At 73.9% G+C, this 22,257-nt stretch carries 19 protein-coding genes; 6 read left to right on the plus strand and 13 right to left on the minus strand.

The features are described 5' to 3' along the window. Nucleotides 1-66: 66 nt before the first annotated feature. The gene (locus F7Q99_RS08275; RefSeq protein ID WP_153460704.1) at nt 67-1,779 is read right to left on the minus strand and encodes a type VII secretion protein EccB; all 1,713 of its coding nucleotides are present in this window, start codon (nt 1,777-1,779) and stop codon (nt 67-69) included. A gap of 168 nt (nt 1,780-1,947) precedes the next feature. Here F7Q99_RS08275 and eccE point away from each other — a divergent pair, with 168 nt between their 5' ends. From eccE to F7Q99_RS08295, 4 genes are all read left to right on the plus strand, one after another. Further along, nucleotides 1,948-3,288, plus strand: a complete 1,341-nt coding sequence (gene eccE / locus F7Q99_RS08280) for a type VII secretion protein EccE (protein WP_153460705.1) — start codon at nt 1,948-1,950, stop codon at nt 3,286-3,288. Further along, complete coding sequence (locus tag F7Q99_RS08285) at nt 3,288-4,058, plus strand: hypothetical protein (protein ID WP_153460706.1); 771 nt, start codon at nt 3,288-3,290, stop codon at nt 4,056-4,058. Before eccE ends, F7Q99_RS08285 begins: the two co-directional genes overlap by 1 nt. A gap of 151 nt (nt 4,059-4,209) precedes the next feature. After that, nucleotides 4,210-6,513: a MinD/ParA family ATP-binding protein gene (locus F7Q99_RS08290; RefSeq protein ID WP_326846424.1), complete on the plus strand. Its 2,304-nt coding sequence runs from the start codon at nt 4,210-4,212 to the stop codon at nt 6,511-6,513. 73 nt (nt 6,514-6,586) lie between these two features. Beyond that, entirely contained in the window at nt 6,587-7,810 is a 1,224-nt protein-coding gene (locus tag F7Q99_RS08295; protein WP_153460101.1) for an IS30 family transposase, read from the plus strand. Between the two features lie 74 nt (nt 7,811-7,884). Here the strand turns inward: F7Q99_RS08295 and F7Q99_RS08300 are convergent, their stop codons facing one another. The 10 genes from F7Q99_RS08300 to rimP form a co-directional block, all read right to left on the minus strand. After that, nucleotides 7,885-8,829 (minus strand): bifunctional riboflavin kinase/FAD synthetase, encoded by a 945-nt coding sequence (locus F7Q99_RS08300; RefSeq protein ID WP_326846425.1) that lies wholly within the window; start codon nt 8,827-8,829, stop codon nt 7,885-7,887. A 94-nt stretch (nt 8,830-8,923) separates the two neighbouring features. Continuing rightward, nucleotides 8,924-9,259 carry a hypothetical protein gene (locus F7Q99_RS08305; RefSeq protein WP_153460707.1) on the minus strand — a complete coding sequence of 112 codons (336 nt, stop codon included), beginning with the start codon at nt 9,257-9,259 and terminating at the stop codon, nt 8,924-8,926. Between the two features lie 484 nt (nt 9,260-9,743). Beyond that, nucleotides 9,744-10,673 carry a tRNA pseudouridine(55) synthase TruB gene (gene truB / locus F7Q99_RS08310; protein ID WP_153460708.1) on the minus strand — a complete coding sequence of 310 codons (930 nt, stop codon included), beginning with the start codon at nt 10,671-10,673 and terminating at the stop codon, nt 9,744-9,746. Between the two features lie 53 nt (nt 10,674-10,726). Then, the gene (locus F7Q99_RS08315) at nt 10,727-11,845 is read right to left on the minus strand and encodes a DHH family phosphoesterase (RefSeq protein WP_153460709.1); all 1,119 of its coding nucleotides are present in this window, start codon (nt 11,843-11,845) and stop codon (nt 10,727-10,729) included. 2 nt (nt 11,846-11,847) lie between these two features. Beyond that, nucleotides 11,848-12,291, minus strand: coding sequence for a 30S ribosome-binding factor RbfA (gene rbfA / locus F7Q99_RS08320; protein WP_326846426.1), 444 nt, complete (start codon nt 12,289-12,291; stop codon nt 11,848-11,850). A 153-nt stretch (nt 12,292-12,444) separates the two neighbouring features. Beyond that, nucleotides 12,445-12,741: a DUF503 domain-containing protein gene (locus F7Q99_RS08325; protein ID WP_153460710.1), complete on the minus strand. Its 297-nt coding sequence runs from the start codon at nt 12,739-12,741 to the stop codon at nt 12,445-12,447. A 150-nt stretch (nt 12,742-12,891) separates the two neighbouring features. After that, nucleotides 12,892-16,032: a translation initiation factor IF-2 gene (infB, locus tag F7Q99_RS08330; RefSeq protein WP_326846427.1), complete on the minus strand. Its 3,141-nt coding sequence runs from the start codon at nt 16,030-16,032 to the stop codon at nt 12,892-12,894. Between the two features lie 247 nt (nt 16,033-16,279). Next, nucleotides 16,280-16,528: a YlxR family protein gene (locus F7Q99_RS08335; RefSeq protein WP_326846428.1), complete on the minus strand. Its 249-nt coding sequence runs from the start codon at nt 16,526-16,528 to the stop codon at nt 16,280-16,282. 139 nt (nt 16,529-16,667) lie between these two features. Next, a complete protein-coding gene (nusA, locus tag F7Q99_RS08340) occupies nt 16,668-17,669 on the minus strand; it encodes a transcription termination factor NusA (protein WP_326846429.1) in 1,002 nt (333 codons plus the stop codon). Nucleotides 17,670-17,723: 54 nt separating this feature from the next. After that, nucleotides 17,724-18,272 (minus strand): ribosome maturation factor RimP, encoded by a 549-nt coding sequence (gene rimP, locus F7Q99_RS08345; RefSeq protein ID WP_153460713.1) that lies wholly within the window; start codon nt 18,270-18,272, stop codon nt 17,724-17,726. A gap of 792 nt (nt 18,273-19,064) precedes the next feature. Between rimP and F7Q99_RS43600 the strand changes: the two genes are divergently transcribed. Continuing rightward, on the plus strand, nt 19,065-19,616 hold the full coding sequence (locus F7Q99_RS43600; RefSeq protein WP_153465950.1) for a ferritin-like domain-containing protein: 552 nt from the start codon (nt 19,065-19,067) through the stop codon (nt 19,614-19,616). A 119-nt stretch (nt 19,617-19,735) separates the two neighbouring features. After that, nucleotides 19,736-20,665: an aminoglycoside phosphotransferase family protein gene (locus F7Q99_RS08355; protein ID WP_153460714.1), complete on the plus strand. Its 930-nt coding sequence runs from the start codon at nt 19,736-19,738 to the stop codon at nt 20,663-20,665. Here F7Q99_RS08355 and F7Q99_RS08360 read toward each other — a convergent pair. Both F7Q99_RS08360 and F7Q99_RS08365 read right to left on the minus strand, forming a co-directional pair. Beyond that, entirely contained in the window at nt 20,638-21,213 is a 576-nt protein-coding gene (locus F7Q99_RS08360; RefSeq protein WP_153460715.1) for a GNAT family N-acetyltransferase, read from the minus strand. The two genes, F7Q99_RS08355 and F7Q99_RS08360, sit on opposite strands and share 28 nt — an antisense overlap. 121 nt (nt 21,214-21,334) lie before the next feature. Continuing rightward, nucleotides 21,335-22,210, minus strand: a complete 876-nt coding sequence (locus F7Q99_RS08365) for a GNAT family N-acetyltransferase (protein WP_153465951.1) — start codon at nt 22,208-22,210, stop codon at nt 21,335-21,337. Nucleotides 22,211-22,257: the final 47 nt, after the last annotated feature.

The following is a 22,257-nucleotide window of genomic DNA, read 5'->3' on the forward strand; positions in this document are numbered from 1 at the left end:
ACTCAGAACCCTGAGTAATTACCAGACCATGACACGGGCCCCAACTCCGCTGGGGCACTTGGCCGGTCAGGCGTTCTGCTGCTGCGCCGCGTCCTTCGCACTGAGCGGCGGGCCGGCCGGCACCAGATCCGACCACTCGTGCGGCACGGGCAGCGGCTGCAGGTCCCGGTAGCCGAGCCGCGCCTGGTTGCCGCCGGGCTCGTCCGGCTGGTCCGGCACGGGCGCGGACGGCTGGGATGCGGACGGCTGGGCCGTACCCGGCTGGGGCGTCGGCGACTTGGGGGCACCGCTCTGGCCCGGCTGTGTGCCGGGCGAGGGGGTCACGCCCCTGCCGCCGTCGCCGTTGGCCGGCACCGAGTAGCGCAGGCCGGTCTCGGTGATCAGGTAGTCGGTGCCGGAGCCACCGGAGCCGCCGGAGCCGTTGTCCATCGAGCGGTAGAACAGGCCGTGACCAGGTGTCACATAGGCCGCACCCGCACCGTTGTTGTACTGAGCGGGGTACTCGGGACCGGCCCAGACGCTGCGCCTCGGGGTGTGGCCATCCTCGGCGACGCCGTCGAAGGTGCTGCACACGACCTTGCGGGCGTCCTGCCGGTCCTGCCAGTTGTTGACCGGCGCACCGGACTTGAGCGGCCAGTCGCCGTCGCCCGCCTTCGGCAGCGGGGTGCTGGTGCCGAACCGCGCGTGGTCGGCCGGGGTCATCTCGTCGTTGCGCGGCTTCTTGTCCGCGTCGTACTTATAGAGCACCTGGTAGGCCGGGTTCTGCCGGATCAGCTCGGCCTGGAACGGCGTCACCAGGAACAGCTTGTCCCGGCCGACCACGTAGTTGCGGTCCTGGTAGTGCACCAGCCGGCCGATCCGGCGGTCGGCCTGGTCCTCCAGCGCCACGGAGGAGTTGGCGCCCTGGCTGTCCGCCACCCCATCGACCTGCGGGAAGACGATCGCGCTACCGTCCAGCAGGGTGCCCAGCCACTCGCGCTTGACCCGCTGCGGCACCGCGTTCGGCCCGAAGACGGCGGTGATCAGCGACTTCTTCTCCCGGTCGTCCGTCTGCGGGGTGCCGATCTCGTGCCGGCGGCCCTGCGCGTCGACCAGGTAGATCGTCGCGCCGCCGGGCCCGGCGCCCGGCTGGCCCTGCGCGGGCGAGGCGGTGACCTGCTGGTCCTCCGCCAGCTGGACCAGCATCAACTGGTCGGGACCGAGCATCCCGCCCTTGGCCTCCAGTGCCCCGGCGTCGGCGCCGGCCGCGACGAACAGCGCCTGGTTGACGGTCTCCTGCTTGTCGTCCGAGCCCGGGCGGTCGCACACCGACCACTTCATCGGCTTGCCCGCGTTGTCCTTGCCGGGCAGCTTGTCCGGCGCGTACGGGATGCCGATCGTCGGGCCGTGGTGGGGGTAGCGGTCGAGCACGTCGTCGTCGACGACCACCACCTTGGCGTCGGCCGGCAGGACCAGCCGGGCCGAGGACATGTTGAGCACCTGGTGCAGCCGCCTGGTCCGCCCGTCCGGGTCGGTCAGCACCACGTACCGGGTGGTCGACTTCTTGCCCTGGATCACGTTCCTGCCGTTGTCCCAGTCCAGCGGCGCGCTCGGCCTGAACACCCCCCACACCCCGAACCCGCCGACGATCACCGCCCCGACGACCAGGCTCGGCAGGACGGCCTTCACCGGGCGCGGGGCGTCCTCGTCGCCGCCCGCGCCGCCCGGCATCAGGAAGGCTCCCACGGTGCGCCTGCGCGCGAAGGTGTACGCGTTCAGCTCGTCCCGGCGCGATGCCATGCTCGTCGTCTCCCCTGTCCGACCGACCTGCCCCGAGTCCGCGACCGCCGGGCGGGAACGGGCTCGAACCCTCTACGATGCGGCAGCAGACGGTGAGTACGGTACGGGTACGGTCCGTGAACGAGCCAGCGGGCCGACGGCAACCGATCAGAGAGGGTCACCTGGGGGATGCCAAGCCAGACCGCTCCAGGACGCCGCGGCACGGCACCGGGCGAGGCGTCGCCCGCCGACGGCGGCGCCGGCGGGCCCGTCGCGGTCCGCGTCCACCCCCGGCCGGGGCTGCTCGGCGGCCGACTGAAACTGCGCCAACTCGTCGTGGTCGAGGTCGCGGTGGCAGTGGTCGCGGTCGGCTGGACGATCAGCCGGGCGGTCGCCGCCGGCTTCGGCGCGGTCGCACTCGCCCTGCTGGTCCTCGGCCTCGTCCCGCTGCGCGGCCGGACGATCCCCGAGACGCTCCAGGTGCGCGCCGCCCTCAAGTCCCGCCGCAACCAGGCCCGTCCTTCGCCGGCCGGCACCGACCCGGCTCTCGCCCCCGCGCTGGAACTCGAACCGGCGCTGCGCACCTGCACGCACGCCACCGAGGCCGACCTCGGCGGCCGGCCGGTGCGCCGGGAGACCGGCATGGTCGGCGACGGCACCTTCCTCAGCTCGGTGCTGCTCGTCCAGGCCAAGGACCAGCCGCTGCGCCCGGTGCGCACCGCGCTGCCGCTGCCGTTGGACGTCGTCTGCTCGGCCCTGCGGGTGGACGACATCACCCTGGAATCCGTCCAGTTGGTGCAGCACACCCAGCCCGCCCCGGCCACGCACGTGCCCGAGCAGTCGCTGGCCGCCCGCGCCTACCGGGACCTGCCCGACGGCACCACCACCCCGGGGCTGCGGCTCACCTGGGTGGCGCTCAAGCTCGACCCGGAGCGGGCCGCCACCGCCGTCCGGGCCCGCGGCGGCGGCGAGGAAGGCGCCCGCAGGGCGCTCCAGCGGGTCACCGACCAGCTCGCCGGACGGCTCAACAGCGCCGGGTTCCACGCGACCGTGCTGGACGAACGCGAGTTGATCGCCGCCCTCTCCATCGCCACCTGCGCCAACCCCCTCGCGGTGACCGGGCGCCAGGGCACCGGCGGCGGCGCCGGCACCACCCGCCGCACCCAGGAGGGCCGCCGGTACTGGCGGATCGACGACCGCTGGCACAGCACCTACTGGATCTCCCGCTGGCCGCAGCTCGGCCGCCCCGACGGCGTCCCCGGCCGGATCGCCGCCCCCGACCTGGTCAACCTGATCACCGGCTCGCCGGCGCTGGCCAGCACCTTCAGCCTGACCGCCGGGCACGGCACCGGCGGCTCCGTCACCATCAGCGGACACCTGCGGGTGACCGGGCGCAGCGAGAGCGAGGTCGACCAGGCCGGCCGCCAGGTGGAGACGCGGGCGCAGAGCGCCGGACTCGGCCTGAGCCGGCTCGATCTGGAGCAGGCCCCCGGCGTGCTCGCCACCCTGCCGCTGGGAGGAGCAGTCTGATGGCGCACCAGACCCACACCGGGCCGGGCCCGCAGCCCGGTGCCGCGCCGGCGGCCCGGTCCCGGACGCGGATCCTGCCCGGCTTCGGCCTGCGCGGGCCGCGCCGGGAGAAGCACGTGCTGGCTGCCGAGGACCTCGGGGCGCTGGCCTTCCCGGTCGGGGACGACGGCGTGGTGATCGGCGTCGATCCGCAGGGCCTGCCCGCCGTCCTCGGCCTGTTCCGGCCCGGCGCGTACGAGCTGGTGCTGGTCGGCGGGCTGTGGACGGCGCAGCTCATCGCGCTGCGGGCGGCCTCGGTCGGCGCCCGGGTCGTGGTGGAGACGGCCCGCGCCCAGGCGTGGGGCCCGATGGCGCAGGCCGCGGGCGGCGGGCAGCCGTGCGTGACCGTCCACCAGCCCGGGCGGCTCGGCCCGCAGGGCGCGTCGGTGACCTCGCCGGTGCTGGTGGTGCGCGACCTCACCGCCCGTCCGCCGCGCAGCCGGCTCTCCGCCACGCCGTGGCAGGCCACCCTGACGGTGCTTCCGTGGCTCGTCCCGGAGGCCGTCCGATTGGTCAACGCCGCCGACCTGGTGGGGATTCAGCGGGTACAGCCGGAGGAGGCCGAGCTCCTGCGGCGGGTGCTCCCGCTCTCGCCGGAGGACGTCGCCGCACTGCCCGCCCTGGGCGACGATCTGACGCTCTGGACGACCCGGATGCGCCGTCAGTACGTTCGGGCCGTGGCCGGACCCGCCGAGCAGCAGGTCCTGGGCGCGCCGCGCCGGGTGGACTGACCGGACCGGCCGGGGTCGCACGGGGCCGGTGACCGGCGCGGGTGTCCGGCCGGGATCGGACTCCGGCTTCAACGAGGGTCGCCGCACGGCCTAGTCTGTGAGGCGGCAACGGCACCGCTGAACAAGCGGCGGCGAACACGAGGGAGCCCTAGTGAGCAGCGATCGGGACGGCGTCTACGTCGGCGACAACGCGGCGGAGGACGACGACGACTGGTCCGACGCGCCCGATTACACTCCGCCCTCCTGGTACGTGCAGACGGACGCTCAGGCGGGCGTCCCGGCGCCTCCGGTGTCTCCGACGCCGGCGGCCTCGGCGGATGCTCCGGCGGCCCCGGCCCCGGCCCCGGCCCCGGCCCCGGCCCCGGCTCCGATCCCGGCTCCGGCCGTCGTGCCGCCGCCGATGCCCGCGCCGACTCCGGTTCCCACTCCCGTAAGTGAGGCCGCGCCGGTTCCGGCACCCTCGCCCGCTCCGGCCGCCGAGCAGCCGGTGGCACCCGCTCCGATGCCTGCTCCGGCGTCTTCTCCGGTGGTGCCGACGGGCGCGCCCGAACCGGCACCCGCGCTCGCCGAGGCGCCGCACGCCTCGTTCCCCGCGTCGTTCCCCGCCCCGGCCCCGGCGCAGCACGACCTGCCGCCGGCCGTCGCCCCGGGCTGGCCACCGGCGGCCCCGTCCGCGCACCAGCAGCCCGCCCCCGGCCCGGCTGCGGCGCACCCGTACGCCGACCCGCAGCCGGCCCCGGCCCCGCAGTCCTTCGGCGAACCGCAGCCGGCGCAGCCCGGACCTCCACCTCCGCCGCAGTCGTTCGCGCATCCGCCCGCAGCCGTCCCGCCACAGGACCCGCAGGTTGTCCCGCCGCTGGACCCGCAGGCCGCGTGGGCCGCACAGCAGGCCGCAGCGCAGCCGCAGCCGGCCCAGCCCGCGCAGCCCCAGCCGGCTGCCGGCCCCCAGCCGGGCCCGCAGCCCGGCCCGGTCGACCCGCGCCAGGGCGGCTGGCCGCAGCCCGCCGCCTACCAGCCGCCGGCCCAGCCGCAGCAGCCCGGCCCCGGGCAGCCCTGGCCGCAGCAGGCCGGTGCCACCCCGCCGCCCGCCGCGTTCCAGCAGGCCGCCGCCCCGCCGCAGACCGCGCACGGCGCGCCGCTCGGCTACACGGCCGCCGTCGAGCTGTCCTCGGACCGCCTGCTGCGCAGCCAGCCCAAGCAGCAGCGCCAGCAGCCGCGGTTCCAGTTCGGCGGCAAGGCGGCGGCGGCCGAGAAGGCCCGCAAGCTGGAGATCATCCGCACCCCGGTGCTGAGCTGCTACCGGATCGCGGTGATCAGCCTCAAGGGCGGCGTCGGCAAGACCACGACCACCACCGCGCTCGGCGCGACCCTGGCCAGCGAGCGCCAGGACAAGGTGATCGCGATCGACGCCAACCCGGACGCCGGCACCCTCGGCCGCCGGGTCAAGCGCCAGACCGGCGCGACCATCCGCGATCTGGTGACGGCCATCCCGCACCTGCGCAGCTACATGGACATCCGTCAGTTCACCTCGCAGGACCTGCACTCGGGCCTGGAGATCCTGGCGAACGACGTCGACCCGGCCGTCTCGACCACCTTCAACGACTCGGACTACCGCCAGGTCATCGACGTGCTGGGCCGCCAGTACCCGATCATCCTGACCGACTCCGGCACCGGTCTGTTGTACAGCGCGATGCGCGGGGTGCTGGACCTCGCCGACCAGCTGATCATCGTCGCCACCCCGAGCGTGGACGGCGCCTCCAGCGCCTCGACCACGCTGGACTGGCTCTCCGCGCACGGCTACGCGGACCTGGTGCAGCGCAGCATCACGGTGGTCTCCGGGGTGCGCGAGACCAGCAAGATGATCAAGGTCGAGGACATCGTCGCGCACTTCCAGACCCGCTGCCGCGGCGTGGTCGTGGTCCCGTTCGACGAGAGCCTGGCGGCCGGCGCCGAGGTCAACCTCGACATGATGCGGCCCAAGGTCCGCGAGGCCTACTTCGAGCTGGCCACCCTGGTCGGCGAGGACATCGTCCGGGCCCAGCAGGCCGCCCAGCAGCAGGGCGGATGGCAGCAGCAGGCCCAGCAGCCCTACCCGCAGCAGCAGCCCGGCCAGCCGCAGCCCCAGCCGTACGCCGACCCGCAGCAGCCCTACGCGGCCCCCGGGCAGGCCCCGCAGCCCTACCCCGCGCCGGGCGGCCAGCCCGCCGCCGGCACGCCGTGGGCGCCGCAGCCGGGCCAGACCCCGCCGCCCCCGCCCGTGGGCGGCCACCCGCCGTACCCCGCCGGGGGCGGGTACGGCTACCCGCAGGCGCCGCAGCCGGGCGCTCAGCCGCCCGCGCCGGAGTGGCCCCAGCCGGCCGCCCCGCAGCCGGCCCCGCCCGCCCAGCCGGACGGCTACCAGCCGCCCCCCGGCTACGGCTACCCGCCGCAGCCGCAGCCGCAGCCCCCGCAGTGACGCCGAAGGGCCCCGCCGACCTGGTCCGCTTGGGTTCTAGGAGTCGTGGCAACACCCCAGTTCAGGGGATGCATTGGACTTCGAGATCCGCAAGGACCGGACGGCCCAGGGGCCTGTGAAGCTGCGCCGGGAACGGGAGGCATACTCCCGGCTCATGCAGCAGGGCTACACGAACACCGAGGCGTGCCGGATCGTCGGCATCGCCCGCCGGACCGGCCAGAAGTGGCGTCACGGCCGCGGAGCCGAGCAGCGGCAGAAGGCGGCACCACCGATTCGCATGGTGGTGCCGCCTTCCGGTGTCTCCCGGTATCTGAGCGAGGACGAGCGGATCCACATCGCCGACCGGCTGCGGGAGAAGGCCACCGTGCGGGCCATCGCCGCGGAGCTGGGCCGCAGTCCGTCCACCATCAGCCGGGAGATCCGCCGCAACCGCACCGAGGGCACTCGCGGGCAGTGGCACTACCGTCCGCACGCCGCCCAGGCCAGGGCGGACGCTCGCCGGCCCCGCCCCAAGGCCCGCAAGATCACCGAGAACCCCGAGCTGCACGCCGCCGTCCAGGCGATGCTGGACGAGCAGTGGAGCCCGGAGCAGATCTGCCACGCTCTACGTCGACAGTTCCCCGACCGGCCGGAGATGCACGTGGTCCACGAGACCGTCTACCAGGCGCTCTACGTCCAGGGCCGAGGCGAGCTGCGGCGCGAGCTCGCCGGTGCCCTGCGCTCAGGCCGGGCCCGCCGCAGGCCCCAGCGGCAGGCCAACTGCCGGCGTTCCCGCTTCACCGACCCGATGGTCATGATCAGCGAGCGCCCCGCCGAGGCCGAGGACCGGGCCGTCCCCGGCCACTGGGAGGGCGATCTGATCCTCGGCAAGGAGCACAAGTCCGCGATCGGCACCCTGGTCGAGCGTTCGACCCGCTACGTGATGCTGCTGCACCTGCCCGGCGACCACACCGCCGAGACCGTCCGCGACGCCCTAGTGGCCACCGCCCGGACACTCCCGGTCCAGCTGAAGCGGTCCCTGACCTGGGACCAGGGCAGCGAGATGGCCAGGCACGCGGAGTTCAGCCTGGCAACCGACATCCCGGTCTACTTCTGCGACCCGGCCAGTCCCTGGCAGCGCGGCTCCAACGAGAACACGAACGGCCTGCTGCGGCAGTACTTCCCCAAGGGCACCGACCTGTCGGTCCACACGCCCGAGCACCTGGCCGCCGTCGCCGACCAGCTCAACCGCCGCCCACGCAAAACGCTCGGCTGGGAAACCCCAGCCGAGCGTCTGGCTAAACTCCTCGCGGCCTAGACAACCGACCACGTGTTGCAACGACCACTAGAAACCGCCCCGGTCGACGGGGCCCTTCCCCGTCCAGGGGCCGCTCAGGCGGCGTCGGTCAGCTCGCGGGCCTGCTTGACGTCGTCGGCCATCCGGTCCAGCAGCGCCTCGATGGAGTCGAACTTCTCCATCCCGCGCAGGTAGGCCAGGAAGTCCACGGCCACGTGCAGCCCGTACAGGTCCAGGCCGACCCGGTCGATGGCGTACGCCTCGACGGTGCGCGCGGTGCCGTCGAAGGTCGGGTTGGTGCCCACCGAGATCGCGGCCGGCATCCTCTCGCCGTCGGCGGTCAGCCAGCCCGCGTACACGCCGTCGGCCGGGATCGCGCTGTGCGGCACGGTCTCCACGTTGGCGGTCGGGTAGCCGAGCTCCCGGCCGCGCTGCGCCCCGCGCACCACGACGCCCTCGACCCGGTGCGGCCGGCCCAGCACCTCGCCGGCCCCGGCCACGTCACCCGCCTCGACCAGCCGCCGGGTCAGGGTGGACGAGAACGGCTCGCCCGCCCCGGCCGTGCCGCGCACCTGCAGGTCGACCACCTCGACGTCGAATCCGGCCGCCCGGCCCAGCTCGGTGAGCAGCGCCACATCGCCGGCCGCCCGGTGCCCGAAGCGGAAGTTGGGGCCCTCGATGACGGTCCGCGCGTGCAGCGCGTCCACCAGCACCTGCTGCACGAAGGTCTCCGGCGACTCCTGGGACAGCTCCGGGGTGAACGGCAGCACCAGCACGGCGTCCACGCCGAGGCCCTCGATCAGCTCGGCGCGGCGCGCCTGCGGGGCGAGCAGCGCGGGGTGGCTGCCCGGGCGGATGACCTCGCGTGGGTGCGGGTCGAAGGTCACGACCACCGAGAGGAGGCCGAGTTCGCGGGCGCGGTCGACCGCCCGACCGATGATCAGCTGATGTCCGCGGTGCACACCGTCGAACGAACCGATGGTGACGACGCTGCGTCCCCAGTCACCGGGGATCTCCTCCAGGCCACGCCAGCGCTGCACCCTGACCGCTCCTTGTTCCGTACGGCGCGTACCTTCTGTACGCTCAAACGCTCAAAACCCGAACCCCTATAGCGTGCCATGTGTCTGCCCCTGCTCAGGCACCGGAATACGGGTTGAGCGCACCGCCGGGGCCCCGGCCCGCCCGAGCACGGCCCGCTCCGCCTCGGCGGCGGCGTACTGCGGGTCCCGCCCGGCCGCCACCAGGCCCGCATCCGGACCAGCCGGGGCCGTCCGGCGGGGTCGGTACGGCGTCCTGCGGACACTGGACGAGCAGGTGCGCGAACCCCGCCGAGCGGCCGGCGCTGCGCACCAGCGCCTCGTCCACGGCCGGCAGCACCGGCGTCACGCGGGCCAGCACCGCGCGGGCCCGGGCGGGCTTCTCGGCCGCGCAGTGCTCGGCCAGTCGCTCCACGGCGGCGGTCAGCACCACCGGGTCGGTCTCGGCGGCGAGCAGGGTGTCCAGCCGGACCGGCTGCGCGCCGACCCGCCCGCCGTGCCTCCGGCAGCGCCTCGAACCCGCCCGCCTGCTCGGCCCGTTCGGCGATACGGGCGGCCAACTGGTCCAGCAGCGGGCGGTGTTCGGCGACGTCCGGGCTGGCGGCCAGCCCGGCGGCGAGCAACCGGGCCGCCCACCAGGCCGGTTCGCGGATCCGGAGCAGGTAGCGCTCCGGGTCGCCCGCCACCCCATAGCCGTCCAGGAATCCCGGCATGCGCCCGCCCTCCAGTGCAGGGCCGGGCGGGGCGGGAGCGGACCCGCCGCGGCGACCTGCTCGCCGTCCGGGAGCCTGCCCGCCGGGACGGCGGAGCGACCGTGCCCACGCCGCTCACCACGGGCGTTCACCTCGCGCGCTCGCTGGAACGAGTGAACCCCCGCCGGGATCCCGACGGGGGTTCGAAAAAAGCTCAGCCGGACGTCAGCCGACGAAGACCGCCACCGGCTTCGCCTGCCCGCCGGTCTCCTCCACCAGGGCCAGGAAGCGGCCGTCTGGCCCGAACGCCGCGATCGGCCCGTCCACGCCGAGCCCGGGCGCCTTGAGCCGGGCGCCGTGCGACAGCTTCTCGGCCTGTCCGGCGTCGAGGTCCCAGCGCGGGAAGGCCGCCGCCGCCGCGTCAGCGATCGGCAGCACCTCCAGCCCCGTGGCGGAGTCGCCGGTCACGGCGGCCTCCAGCTGTTCCAGGGTGCGGGCCGACTCCACCCCGTACGGCCCGACCTTGGTCCGCCGCAGCGCGGTGAGATGGCCGCCGACGCCCAGCCCGGCGCCGAGGTCCCGGGCCAGCGCCCGGATGTAGGTGCCGGAGGAGCACTCGACGGTCACGTCCAGGTCGATCACCGGCGTGCCGTCCTCGGCGACCGCGGCGCGCTGCTGGTGCACGGTGAAGGAGTGGATCGTGGTCGGCCGCGCCGCCAGCTCGAAGTCCTCGCCCTCGCGCACCCGCGCGTACGACCGCTTGCCGTCGATCTTGATCGCGCTGACCTTCGACGGCACCTGCATGATCTCGCCGGTGAGCGCCGCGATCCCGGCCTCGATCGACTCCCGGCTCACCCCGTCGGCCGGGGTGGAGGAGGTGACCTCGCCCTCCCGGTCGTCGGTGACGGTGGTCTGGCCGAGCCGGATGGTCGCCTCGTACGTCTTGGCGGTGAGCATCAGGTGGCCGAGCAGCCGGGTGGCCCGCTCGACGCCGATCACCAGCACGCCGGTGGCCATCGGGTCCAGCGTGCCGGCGTGGCCGACCTTCCGCGTCCCGGCCAGCCACCGCATCTTGGCGACGACCCCGTGCGAGGTGATGCCCTCGGGCTTGTCGACGATCACCAGGCCGTCCGGGCCGGTGCCTTTGCGCTTCATCAAGTTCTTTCTCTGAAAGGATGATCAGCCCTGAACGGATGATCAGGAGATGATCAACTTACCGGCCGCAGCGCGCCCCGGAAGCGCTCGACCACGGTGGCCACGTCCTCCCGGGCGCTGAACCCGGCCGCGTAGACGTGCCCCCCGCCACCCAGCTCGGCGCAGGCCGCGGCGACGTCCACCGCGCCCTTGGAGCGCGAGGAACCGCGCAGCGTGCCGTCCGGGTCCTGCTTGAGCACCAGCGCGACCTCGGCCTCGGCCGGGCGGCGCAGGATGTCGATCAGCCCCTCGATCTCCTCGACCGTGACGCCGAACAGCACCAGGTCCTGGTACGGCACCCAGGTCCACACCAGGCCCAGCCCGCCGGCCGCGTCCGGCTCGTAGACGGCCCGGTCGAGGGCGCCCGCGAGCACCTTGAGGTAGCCGAAGGAGGAGGTGTCCCACAGCTGCCTGGAGATCAGGTCGTGCCGGATGCCGGTGGCCAGCAGCCGCCCGGCGAGTTCGTGGGTGGCGGGCGTGGTGGCCCGGTACTTGAACGAGCCGGTGTCGGTGGCGACCCCGGTGTAGAGGCAGGTGGCCAGGTCCTGGTCGAGTTCGACGCCGAGCCGGCGCAGCAGCTCGTCGACCAGCACGGCGGTGGCCGGCGCGGTCGGGTCGATCAACTGGTGCGTGCCGAAGCCCGGGTTGGAGGCGTGGTGGTCGAAGACCACCAGGACGGGCGCGGCGAAGGCCTTGTCGTGCAGCAGGCCGAGCCGGCTCTGCGCGGCCACGTCGAAGCAGAGCACCAACTCGGGGTGGTCGGGCACCTCGGAGGCCGGCACGATCAGCTCCTGGCCGGGCAGGAAGGCCAGCGACTCGGGCACCACCTGCGGGTCGTCGCCGAACGACACCCGCACCTCGTGGCCGAGTCCGCGCAGCGCCAGCGCCGCCGCCAGCGCGGAGCCCAGCGCGTCGCCGTCCGGGCAGATGTGGCAGATCACGTCGATCGTGCGGGCGCGCCCGATCTCCGCCACCACCTGCTGCCAGACCAGCTCGAACCCGCTCTCCTCGGCGCGCGGCCCCGGAAGCACCGTGCCCGGAAGCACCGCGAGGGCACCCTCCACCGTGCTGGTGGAGGACGCCCCCGTGGTCGAACCGGCTTGCGAGGCGGCCTCCGCCGGCTCAGCCGTCATGACTACTCGTCCTCGTCGTCACGCTCGGACGCCGGGACCTTGTACGGGTCCGCGTCGCCGGCGTAGGTCGCCCCCGCGGCCGCCGTGCGCACGGCGGCGTCGGAGGTCCGGGCCCGGTCGAGCAGGTCGTCGATGTTCCGGGCGTTCTCCGGCAGGGCGTCCGCGACGAAGGTCAGCGACGGGGTGAAGCGCACCCCGGTCTGCTTGCCGACCTCCGAGCGGAGCACGCCCTTGGCGCTCTCCAGCGCGGCCGCGGTGGCCTGGCGCTCGGTCTCGTCACCGAAGACGGTGTAGAAGACGGTGGCCTCGCGCAGGTCGCCGGTCACCCGGGTGTCGGTGATGGTCACGAACCCGAGCCTCGGGTCCTTGATCCGCCGCTCCAGGGTCTGGGCGACGACCACCTGGATACGGTCGGCGAGCTTGCGCGCCCTTGCGGTGTCGGTCACGTTGCCTCCTCGTGCAGTGGGCCCGGCACCCGGGCGAGCTGCGCACCCGTCGGGGCCCACGCCCCAAAGTACCGGCCCGCGCCCGGCCTTGCGGGCGCTCTGGGTCCTGATCTGTGTGAGAACGGCGACTTCCGCCGGACGCCCCCACGGCTCTCACTCGTCGTCGTCGTTGTGGTAGCGCCTCCTCGCGGCGAGGAGCTGCACCTCGGGGCGGCCGGCGACCAACCGCTCACAGCTGTCCAGGATCTCGGTGACGTATCCGGCGTCGCCGGACACCACCGCGAGGCCGATCTCGGCCCGGCGGTGCAGATCCTGGTTCCCGGTCTCGGCAGCGCACACGCTGTACTTGCGCTGCAGTTCGGCCACGATGGGCCGCACGATCGAACGCTTCTCCTTGAGCGAGTGGACGTCGCCCAGCAGCAGGTCGAAGGTGAGTGTTCCCACGAACATGTATGACAGGTCTCGCCGACCTGGAAGGCCTCGGAGGACAGCCCGGAACCGGGCTGACGCTGCGACATTTGACTACCCCGGACCCTACACAGCGAGACCGGGGCCGGTCGACGGAAATTCCATCCGTCGACCGGCCCCGGCTGACACCGACTAGGCGCGCGGCTTCTCGCGCATCTCGTAGGTCTCGATGATGTCGTCGACCTTGATGTCGTTGAACGACCCCAGGGTGACACCGGCCTCGAAGCCCTCGCGGACCTCGGTCGCGTCGTCCTTGAAGCGGCGCAGACCCTCGATGGAGAGGTTCTCCGCCACGACCTTGCCGTCGCGCAGCAGGCGGGCCTTGGCGTTGCGGCGGATGATGCCGTCGCGGACCAGGACACCGGCGATGTTGCCGAACTTGGAGGAGCGGAAGACCTCGCGGATCTCCGCGGCGCCGAGGCGCACCTCCTCGTACTCCGGCTTGAGCATGCCCTTGAGGGCGTTCTCGATCTCCTCGATCGCCTGGTAGATGACCGAGTAGTACCGGACGTCCACGCCTTCCTTCTCGGCCGCGGTACGCGCACGGCCTTCGGCGCGCACGTTGAAGCCGATGATGATGGCGTCCGAGCCCATCGCCAGGTCGACGTCGGACTCGGTGATCGCACCGACGCCGCGGTGCAGCACCCGGAGCTCGACCTCCTCGCCCACGTCCAGCTTGACCAGGGCGTCCTCGAGGGCCTCGACCGAACCGGAGACGTCACCCTTGATGATGAGGTTGAGCTGCTCGATGGAGCCGGCGGCGATGGCCTTGTCCAGGTCCTCCAGGGACACCCGGACCCGACGCTGCGCGAAGGCGGCGTTGCGGTCGCGGGCCGAGCGCTTCTCGGCGATCTGGCGGGCGGTGCGGTCCTCGTCGACGACGATGAAGCTGTCGCCGGCGCGGGGCACCGAGGTCAGACCGAGCAGCAGCACCGGGCGGGACGGACCGGCCTCGGTGAGGCTCTTGCCGTTCTCGTCCAGCATCGCGCGGACGCGGCCGTAGGCGTCGCCCACGACGATCGAGTCACCGACGCGGAGCGTACCGCGCTGCACGAGCACGGTCGCCATGGCGCCGCGGCCCTTGTCGAGGTGGGCCTCGATGGCGATACCCTGCGCGTCCTGCTCGGGGTTGGCCCGCAGGTCGAGCGAGGCGTCCGCGGTCAGGACCACGGCCTCCAGCAGCTGGTCGATGTGCAGACCCTGGCGCGCGGAGATGTCGACGAACATGGTGTCGCCGCCGTACTCCTCGGCCACCAGGCCGAACTCGGTCAGCTGGCCACGGACCTTGGTCGGGTCCGCGCCCTCGACGTCGATCTTGTTGACGGCGACCACGATCGGCACACCCGCGGCCTTGGCGTGGTTCAGCGCCTCGACCGTCTGCGGCATGACACCGTCGTTGGCCGCGACCACCAGGATCGCGATGTCGGTGGACTTGGCACCACGGGCACGCATGGCGGAGAACGCCTCGTGACCCGGGGTGTCCAGGAAGGTGATCGGACGCTGCTCGCCGTTCACCTCGGTGACGACCTGGTAGGCACCGATGTGCTGGGTGATGCCACCGGCCTCGCCGGCCACCACGTTGGACTTGCGGATGGCGTCCAGCAGGCGGGTCTTACCGTGGTCGACGTGACCCATGACGGTGACGACCGGCGGGCGCGGAGCCAGCTGGTCCTCGTCGCCCTCGTCGGCACCGAAGTCGATGTCGAACGACTCCAGCAGCTCGCGGTCCTCGTCGTCCCGGCTGACGATCTCCAGGACGAAGCCCATCTCGCCGGCCAGCAGCTCGAGGGTCGCGTCGGAGACCGACTGGGTCGCGGTGACCATCTCACCGAGGTTGAACATCACCGAGACGAGCGCGGCCGGGTTGGCGTTGATCTTCTCGGCGAAGTCCGTCAGCGAGGCACCACGCGACAGCCGGACCGTCTGGCCGTTGCCGCGGGGCAGCATCACGCCGCCGACGGACGGGGCCTGCATGGCCTCGTACTCCTGGCGCTTCGCCCGCTTCGACTTGCGGCCACGCGCCGGACGGCCACCGGGGCCGCGACCGAACGCACCCTGCGTGCCACCACGGGCACCCGGGCCACCCGGACGACCGCCGAAGCCACCCGGACGGGCGCCGCCGAAGCCGCCGCCACCACCCGGAGCACCGCCACCCGGACGCGGGCCGCCGAAGCCGCCACCGGCCGGACGCGAGCCCGGACCGGCCGGACGGCCCTGGAAGCCCGGACGGGCACCACCCGGAGCACCGGGACGGCCGCCGGGGCCACCCGGACCACGGCCACCCGGACCCGGACGCGGGCCCGGAGCCGGACGCTGCGGCATCATGCCCGGGTTCGGACGCGGCATGCCGGACGGGGTCGGCCCGCCGGGACGCGGCGCGGCCGGACGCGGCATGCCGTCGGGACGCGGAGCACCACCCGGACGGGGAGCACCGGCACCCGGAGCACCCTGGGCACCCGGACGCGGCGCGCCACCCGGACGGGGCGCACCGGCACCCGGAGCACCCTGGGCACCCGGACGCGGCGCGCCACCCGGACGCGGAGCACCGCCACCCTGGGCACCCGGACGCGCAGCGCCACCCGGACGCGGAGCACCGCCACCCTGGCCGCCCTGACCGGCCGGACGCGCACCCGGCGCAGCCTGACGGCGGTCGCCGGGGCGGGCCATGCCGGTGGCGCTGCCCGAGGTGAACGGGTTGTTGCCCGGACGCGGACCGGCCGGACGCGGGCCCGGACGGGCACCGCCGGCGGCCGGGCCGCCCGAGCGCGGGGCCTGGGCGGCCGGACGCGGGGCGTCACCGGCCGGAGCCGGCGAGGAGAACTCGGCCGCGGGCGCGGCCGGGGCCGCCGGAGCGGCGGGACGCGCGGCCGGGCGCGGGCCCGGAGTCGGCGCACCCGGCTTCGGGGCGGCGGGGGCGGCGGCGGAGGCCGCAGCGGTCGTGGCCGCGGGGCCTGCGGCCGGTGTAGGACGGGGACCAGGGGTCGCGCCAGGGCGCGGACCCGGGGTCGGGGCACCCGGCTTGGGGGCACCCTGGCCGGCGGCGGCGCCACCGGCGGGGGAGGGCGCCGCGGTCTTCCGCGGGCCCGGCTTGGCAGCGGAACCACCACCGGTGGGTGCCACACCAAGCGCGTCAGTCAGCTTGCGCACGACCGGCGCCTCGATCGTCGAGGACGCCGAACGGACGAACTCACCGAGCTCGGTGAGCTTGGCCATGACGGCCTTGCTCTCCAAGCCAAGCTCCTTGGCGAGTTCGTAAACCCGGACCTTAGCCACTTCACTCCTGTCTATGAGTCCGGGGGGTCTCGTCCGCCGGACTGTCGCTACTTCATGGGCGTACCCATCGCGTACTCATCGCGTACTCATCGAGTGCTCATCGCAATCTCGACCTACTTCCACATCGCGAGGTACCTGACTGGTGGCACGGCGCGCGGCTGCCCGCGCGCTGTGCTTGTTGCGGTGGTTCTCCGCCGCGTGAAGCGGCGGCCGTCGCGGGCGGCCCCACCGGACGGGCCTGAGGGACTCAGGACGCCGGGGTGTCGCCTGCCCGCTCCTCGAGGTACTCGCGGAGCCGGTCCGTGTCGAGTGTGCCCTGGAGCCGGAAGGCCCGGGGGAACGCCCGGCGGCGGACCGCGAGGTCGAGGCAGGCCGGATCGGGATGCACGTGCGCGCCCCGGCCCGGCAGTGCGCCACGGGGATCGGGGACGCAGACGCCCTCGACCGCCGTGACACGCAACAGCTGGTGCTTGGCCGCGCGCTTGCGGCAGCCCACGCAGGTGCGTTCAGGGCGTACCCGGACATGCGTCCGGCCAGACGAAGGCAAGTCTACCCCTCCGAAGGGACATGGCGCCGCCCTACCGGCCCCGAGGGGACCGGCCGGGACGCTCCGACCAACACCGACCACCCGCCGCCTATTCCCGGCCACCGTCCTCCGACTGCCCCTCGGTGTCCGGGCGGATGTCGATCCGCCAGCCGGTGAGCCGGGCGGCGAGGCGGGCGTTCTGCCCCTCCTTGCCGATCCCCAGCGACAACTGGTAGTCGGGCACGATCACCCGGGCGGAGCGCTGGGCGGCGTCCACGATCTCCACGCTCGTCACCCGCGCGGGGGACAGCGCCGCGGCGACCATCTCCCGGGGGTCCTCCGACCAGTCGACGATGTCGATCTTCTCGCCGTGCAGCTCGCCCATCACCGCGCGCACCCGCGAGCCCATCGGGCCGATGCAGGCGCCCTTGGCGTTCAGCCCGGCCCGTCGCGACCAGACCGCGATCTTGGTGCGGTGGCCGGCCTCGCGGGCGATCGCGGCGATCTCCACGCTGCCGTCCGCGATCTCCGGGACCTCCAGCGCGAACAGCTTCTTCACCAGGCTCGGGTGCGTTCGCGACAGCGTCACCGAGGCCCCGCGGACACCGCGGCGCACCGCCACCACGTAGCACTTCAGCCGGGTGCCGTGCCGGTAGTCCTCGCCCGGGACCTGCTCCTGCGGCGGCAGGATGGCCTCCAGCTTGCCGATGTCCACCAGCACGTTCTTCGGGTCGTTGCCCTGCTGGACGACACCGGTGACGATGTCGCCCTCCTTGCCCGCGTACTCGCCGAAGGTCTGGTCGTCGGCGGCGTCGCGCAGGCGCTGCATCATGACCTGGATGCCGATGCTGGACGCGATCCGGCCGAAGCCGTTCGGGGTGTCGTCGAACTCCTTCGGCTCGACACCCTCCTCCAGCTCCGCCGGGTCCTCCATCGCCCACACGGTGACGTGGCCGGTCTTGCGGTCCAGGTGCACCCGGGCGCGACGGCGCGAGCCCTCGGTGCGGTGGTACGCGGTGAGGAGGGCGGACTCGATCGACTCGACCAGCAGGTCGAAGGGGATGTTCTTCTCGTTGACCAGCGTGCGCAGGGCACTCATGTCGATGTCCACGGCTACGCCTCCTCGTCTTTCGTCACGTTCATCATGGTCCGGAACGGGCGGGTGTCACTCCGCACCGTCGTCCCCCTCCTCGGAGGCGTCGTCGAAGTCGGGGGCCTCGTCGAGGAGCTCGTCGTCCTTGCGGTTGAACTCGACCTGGACGCGCGCCCGGGCCACCTCGGAGTACTCCAGACGGCGCTCCTTCGGGCGGCCGCGGCCCTTCACCGGCTGCACCTCGACCAGCGCGCCGTCCTCGTCCGCCGACAGCACCCGGGCGACGATCTCCCCGCCGTCCACCAGGTGGATCTTGGCCAGCCGGCCCTCCGCGCGTTGCCAGTGCCGGGGCAGGACCAGCGGACGCTCCGCCCCCGGGGAACCGACCTCCAGCAGGTACGCGCCGTCGCCCATCAGGTCCGACTCGTCCAAGGCCTCGCCGACCACCCGGCTGAACTCGGCGATGGTGTCCATGTCCACGCCGCCCTCGGTGTCGACGTCGATCTGCACCTGGCGGCGGCTGCCCGCCTGGGTGATCCTGACGTCCTCCAGATCCAGGCCTGCCTGCACGGCCAGCGGCTCCAGCAACGCGCGCAGCCGGTCGGTGTGGGTGGTGCTCATCCGGGTGGACTCCTCGGCCGCGTCTGCTGTTGTCAGAAGGTCGCTCCGCACCCCCGGCGCCGGTCCGGCGCACACCGGGTCACGGCAGCTCGGCCCAAAGCCTAGCCGGTGATGCCGCGAACCACCGATTCCGGACCACCCCCCACCGGCCGCGCGACACCCACTGCGAGCAAGGTCACACCCCTGCGTGCAAGACCTCCCACCCCCGATCCCCGCCCGAAAACGTGGGGATTCTGTAATCATTCACGCCAACGAGGGCAGGCGGGGAGGCCGTCCTCCCGTACACGCCCCGGAGTGACACCGATGCAGCCGCCCAGCCGACGGACCTTCCTGGCCCTCGGACTCCTCCTCACCGCCGGCGGCACCCTCACCGCCTGCACCGACACGCACGACGACCCCGACCGGGACGGCCCCGACGACCGCCGCCCCGACCCGGACGAGCCGCTCCGTCTCCGCGCGGTCGCCGCCACCGACACCCTGCTCGCCGGATACGACGCCCTGCTCGCCGGCCCGGGCGCCGGGCAGGCGGCACAGCTCCAGCCGCTGCGGGCCGAGGTGGCCCAGCACCGGGCAGCGCTGGCGACCGGGCTCCCCACGCCCTCCGCCTCCGGCACCCCGTCGTCCGCCTCCGGCACGCCCTCGCCCTCCGCGTCCCCGACCGCCCCTGCCGTCACCACGCAGGCCGCACTGGCAGCCCTCGAACACCAGACCGCGCAGGCCCACCTCGCCGACCTGGTCGTCGCCTCACCCGAACTGGCCCGGCTGCTCGCCGCCGTCTCCGCCTCCGGCGCCCTGCACGCCACCGCCCTCGGCGACACCACTCCCCCGGCCGCCCCCGCCGACTCACCGTCGGAAAGCCCGACCGCCTCCGCCACCGGGCCGGCCCTCGGCAACGAGGCACTCACCGCCCTCCAGGGCGCACTGAGCGCCGAACACGCCGCCATCTACGGCTACGGAGTGGTCGGCGCCAAGCTCCCCGAGGACCAGCAGCGCGCCGACGCCCGCACGGCCTACGCCGCCCACCAGGCCCGCCGGGACGCCTGGCAACGCCTCCTCGCCGGATCGGGCGCCACCCCCGTCGCCGCCGCCGGCGGCTACCAACTGCCGTTCCCCATCACCGACGCAGCCGGCGCCGCCCGACTCGCCGCCCACATCGAAACCCGGCTCACCACCGTCTACGCCGACGTGGTCGCCGCCGTCCCCGGCCCCCAGCGAGCCACCGCCGCCGACGCCCTCCGCGAAGCCGCCCTGCGCGCCCACCGCTGGGGCGCCGCCCCCACAGCCTTCCCCGGCCTCCCCGACCCCGGCCCCAGCACCGCGCCGACCCCGACCTCAACCCCCTGACTCAACCCGGCGGGCGCCCACCCTCGCACCCACCCCCGCGTCACCGACCTGCGCTTGCGCCCCCTTGCCCGACAATGGACGGGTAGTACCAACGGGGGAGCACCAACCGGAAGGCCGGCATGTCGGGAGCAGCAGCGCAGATCACCGTCCCCGAGTGGCTGTCGCACAGTGTCGCCGCGAGCGAGGGCGACGCGGGGCGGCAGTGGCTGGCCGACCTGCCCGCCCGGGTGGCCGGGTACCTGGAGCGCTGGGATCTCACCCTGGAGCGGGTGCTCGACCCGGGCGGCAGCCTGAGCCTGATCGGGTACGTCCACCGGGACGACCTCTCCCCCGCCGTCCTCAAGGCCGGCCTGGTCACCCCGGAAACCGCCCTGGAGCACGCCGCGCTCTCGCACTGGGCAGGCCGCGGCGCCGTCCTCCTCCTGGACGCCGTCCCGGCCGAGGGGGCGCTGCTGCTGGAACGCCTCCACGGGGACATCCCGCTTCGGTCCCTCGCCGAGGCGAAGGCGATGCTGGAGGCGACGAGCCTGCTGCACCGGCTCTGGGTGGCTCTGCCCGAGGGGCACCCGTTCCCCACCCTCGCCGACCGCGTCGCGACAACCGCCACCCGCCTCCGCGAGCGCCACGACCTCCCCCCGGCAGCCGAGGCCGAGGCCGGGGCCCTGGTTGCCGAGGCCCTGGAGACCGCGGACGCCCTGACCGCCTCCGCCGACGAGACCTTCCTTCTCCACGGCGACTTCCACCACGGCAACGTGCTCGCCGCCGACCGCGCGCCCTGGCTGGCGATCGACCCGCGCCCGCTGGCCGGTGAGCGGGCCTTCGACCTGGCCCGGCTGGCGCTAGACCGGGCGGACACCCTGGTCGGCTCCCCGGGCGCGCCAGCGGCCGTCCGCCGCCGGCTCCAGCAGCTCGCCGACGCGCTGGACGTCGACCAGGAGCGGCTGCGCGGCTGGACCCTGTTCCGCGCCGTCGACCTGGGCCTGCGCGCCCTGGCCGCGGGCCGCAGGGAGGACGCGGAGCTCTACCTGGAGTTCGCCGGAGCCGTCTGAACCGAACCGGGCCTTCGCAACGGCAGCCGGGCGCCCATCACCGCGTAGAGGCGGTCGGTGGCCGGGAAGTGCACCGCCCGGGCGAGGTCCTGGTACCCGAGGGACCGGTAGAGCCGCCGGGCCGGTGTCTCGGCGTCGATCGCGGACAGGATGCTGCGGTCGAGCCCCGAGCGCTCGCAGAGGGTGCGGATGAGCCGGGAGCCGATGCCCTGGCCCTGGTACTCGGGCAGCACGTGCAGCTCGGTGATGGCGAACACGCCGTCCAGCCAGTCCCCGTACCCGCGGGCCACCAGGTAGGGCTCGATGACGGTGCTCCACCAGTGCTCGCGCTGGTTGGGCATGCCGTAGCCGAAGCCGACCAGCCGTCCGCCGCTCATCGCACCGAGGGCGATCACCCCGGGCTGCTGGGCGTGCCGGCCGACGATGTGCAGCCGTACCGCGACCTCCTCGGGCGTCAACCCGAACGCCACCGCCTGGACATCGAGCGCCTGCGGCGCCCAGGCCGCGAGGTCGATGTCCTCGATCGTCACCCCGGTCAGCTGATCCATGTCCCGGACGTTACTACCCGTGGGCACCGGGTGTGGGCGGAGATCGAAACCGACCACAGCAGCACGACGGCCACCGCAACACGAGGCCGCCCGAAGCTCGCCGGCCATCGCGACCCGACGGTCAGAACAGCACACTCATGAACGCCCCGACCTCGCGGAACCCCACCCGCCGATACGCGGCCCGGGCGCGGAGGTTGAAGTCGTTGACGTAGAGCGAGACGACCGGGGCGACCTCCCGCAGCGCGATGTCGAGGACGGCCGCCATCCCGGTCTCGGAGATCCCCTGCCCCCGGTGCTCGGGCGCGACCCAGACCCCCTGGATCTGGCACGCGCCCTCGGTGACGGCCCCGATCTCCGCCTTGAACACCACCGCACCGTCGTCCCCGAACCGCGCGAACGACCGCCCGGTGGAGACGAGTTCGGCGACCCGGGCCTGGTACAGCAGTCCACCGTCGCCGGCCAGCGGCGAGACCCCGACCTCCTCGGTGAACATCGCCACGCAGGCGGGCATCAGGGTCTCGATCTCGTTCCGCAGGACCCGCCGGACCAGCGGGTCGGGGGCGATCTCGGCGGAGGGGGCGGTGGTGGCGAGCAGCGGCTGATGGGCGCGGACCTCGCGGGCCGGCCCCCAACTGCGTTCCAGGAGTGCCCAGAAGGCGGCGGTGGGCTCGGCCGGCCCGACGATGGAGGAGCAGCGGCGGCCCTGCCGGCGGGCCCGTTCGGCGAAGGCCTGGACGGCCTGCGGCCCGGCGTTGACCAGGACGAGGTTGGCGCCGGCGTAGCAGAGCGCGTCGAGGTCGCCGTCCTCGTCGCACCAGCCCCACATCTCGCCGCCGAGCCGCCAGGGATCGAGGCCGACGGACTCGACGCGGGTGGCGACGAAGGCGTTGGCGACCGGGTCCCGGTGGAGGATCTCCAGGGCGTCGGCGAGGTCGGGGGGCTCCAGCACGCGGGTGGTGGCCAGGGCGCGCGCGGCCTGGAAAGAGCTGGGGAGCATCACACCTCGATCGAGCATCGAGACAGCACCTCACTGAGACGACTCTG

It is taken from the genome of Streptomyces kaniharaensis (genome assembly GCF_009569385.1).
GTDB lineage: Bacteria > Actinomycetota > Actinomycetes > Streptomycetales > Streptomycetaceae > Kitasatospora > Kitasatospora kaniharaensis.

Excerpts from the sequence above, each read along its gene's own strand:
- F7Q99_RS08355 (WP_153460714.1), top strand. The coding sequence starts at position 19,736 with ATGTCGGGAGCAGCAGCGCAGATCACCGTCCCCGAGTGGCTGTCGCAC.
- F7Q99_RS08325 (WP_153460710.1), bottom strand. The coding sequence starts at position 12,741 with ATGTTCGTGGGAACACTCACCTTCGACCTGCTGCTGGGCGACGTCCAC.
- F7Q99_RS08315 (WP_153460709.1), bottom strand. The coding sequence starts at position 11,845 with ATGACGGCTGAGCCGGCGGAGGCCGCCTCGCAAGCCGGTTCGACCACG.
- rimP (WP_153460713.1), bottom strand. The coding sequence starts at position 18,272 with ATGAGCACCACCCACACCGACCGGCTGCGCGCGTTGCTGGAGCCGCTG.
- F7Q99_RS08360 (WP_153460715.1), bottom strand. The coding sequence starts at position 21,213 with ATGGATCAGCTGACCGGGGTGACGATCGAGGACATCGACCTCGCGGCC.
- truB (WP_153460708.1), bottom strand. The coding sequence starts at position 10,673 with ATGAAGCGCAAAGGCACCGGCCCGGACGGCCTGGTGATCGTCGACAAG.
- F7Q99_RS08285 (WP_153460706.1), top strand. The coding sequence starts at position 3,288 with ATGGCGCACCAGACCCACACCGGGCCGGGCCCGCAGCCCGGTGCCGCG.
- eccE (WP_153460705.1), top strand. The coding sequence starts at position 1,948 with ATGCCAAGCCAGACCGCTCCAGGACGCCGCGGCACGGCACCGGGCGAG.
- F7Q99_RS08275 (WP_153460704.1), bottom strand. The coding sequence starts at position 1,779 with ATGGCATCGCGCCGGGACGAGCTGAACGCGTACACCTTCGCGCGCAGG.
- F7Q99_RS08365 (WP_153465951.1), bottom strand. The coding sequence starts at position 22,210 with ATGCTCCCCAGCTCTTTCCAGGCCGCGCGCGCCCTGGCCACCACCCGC.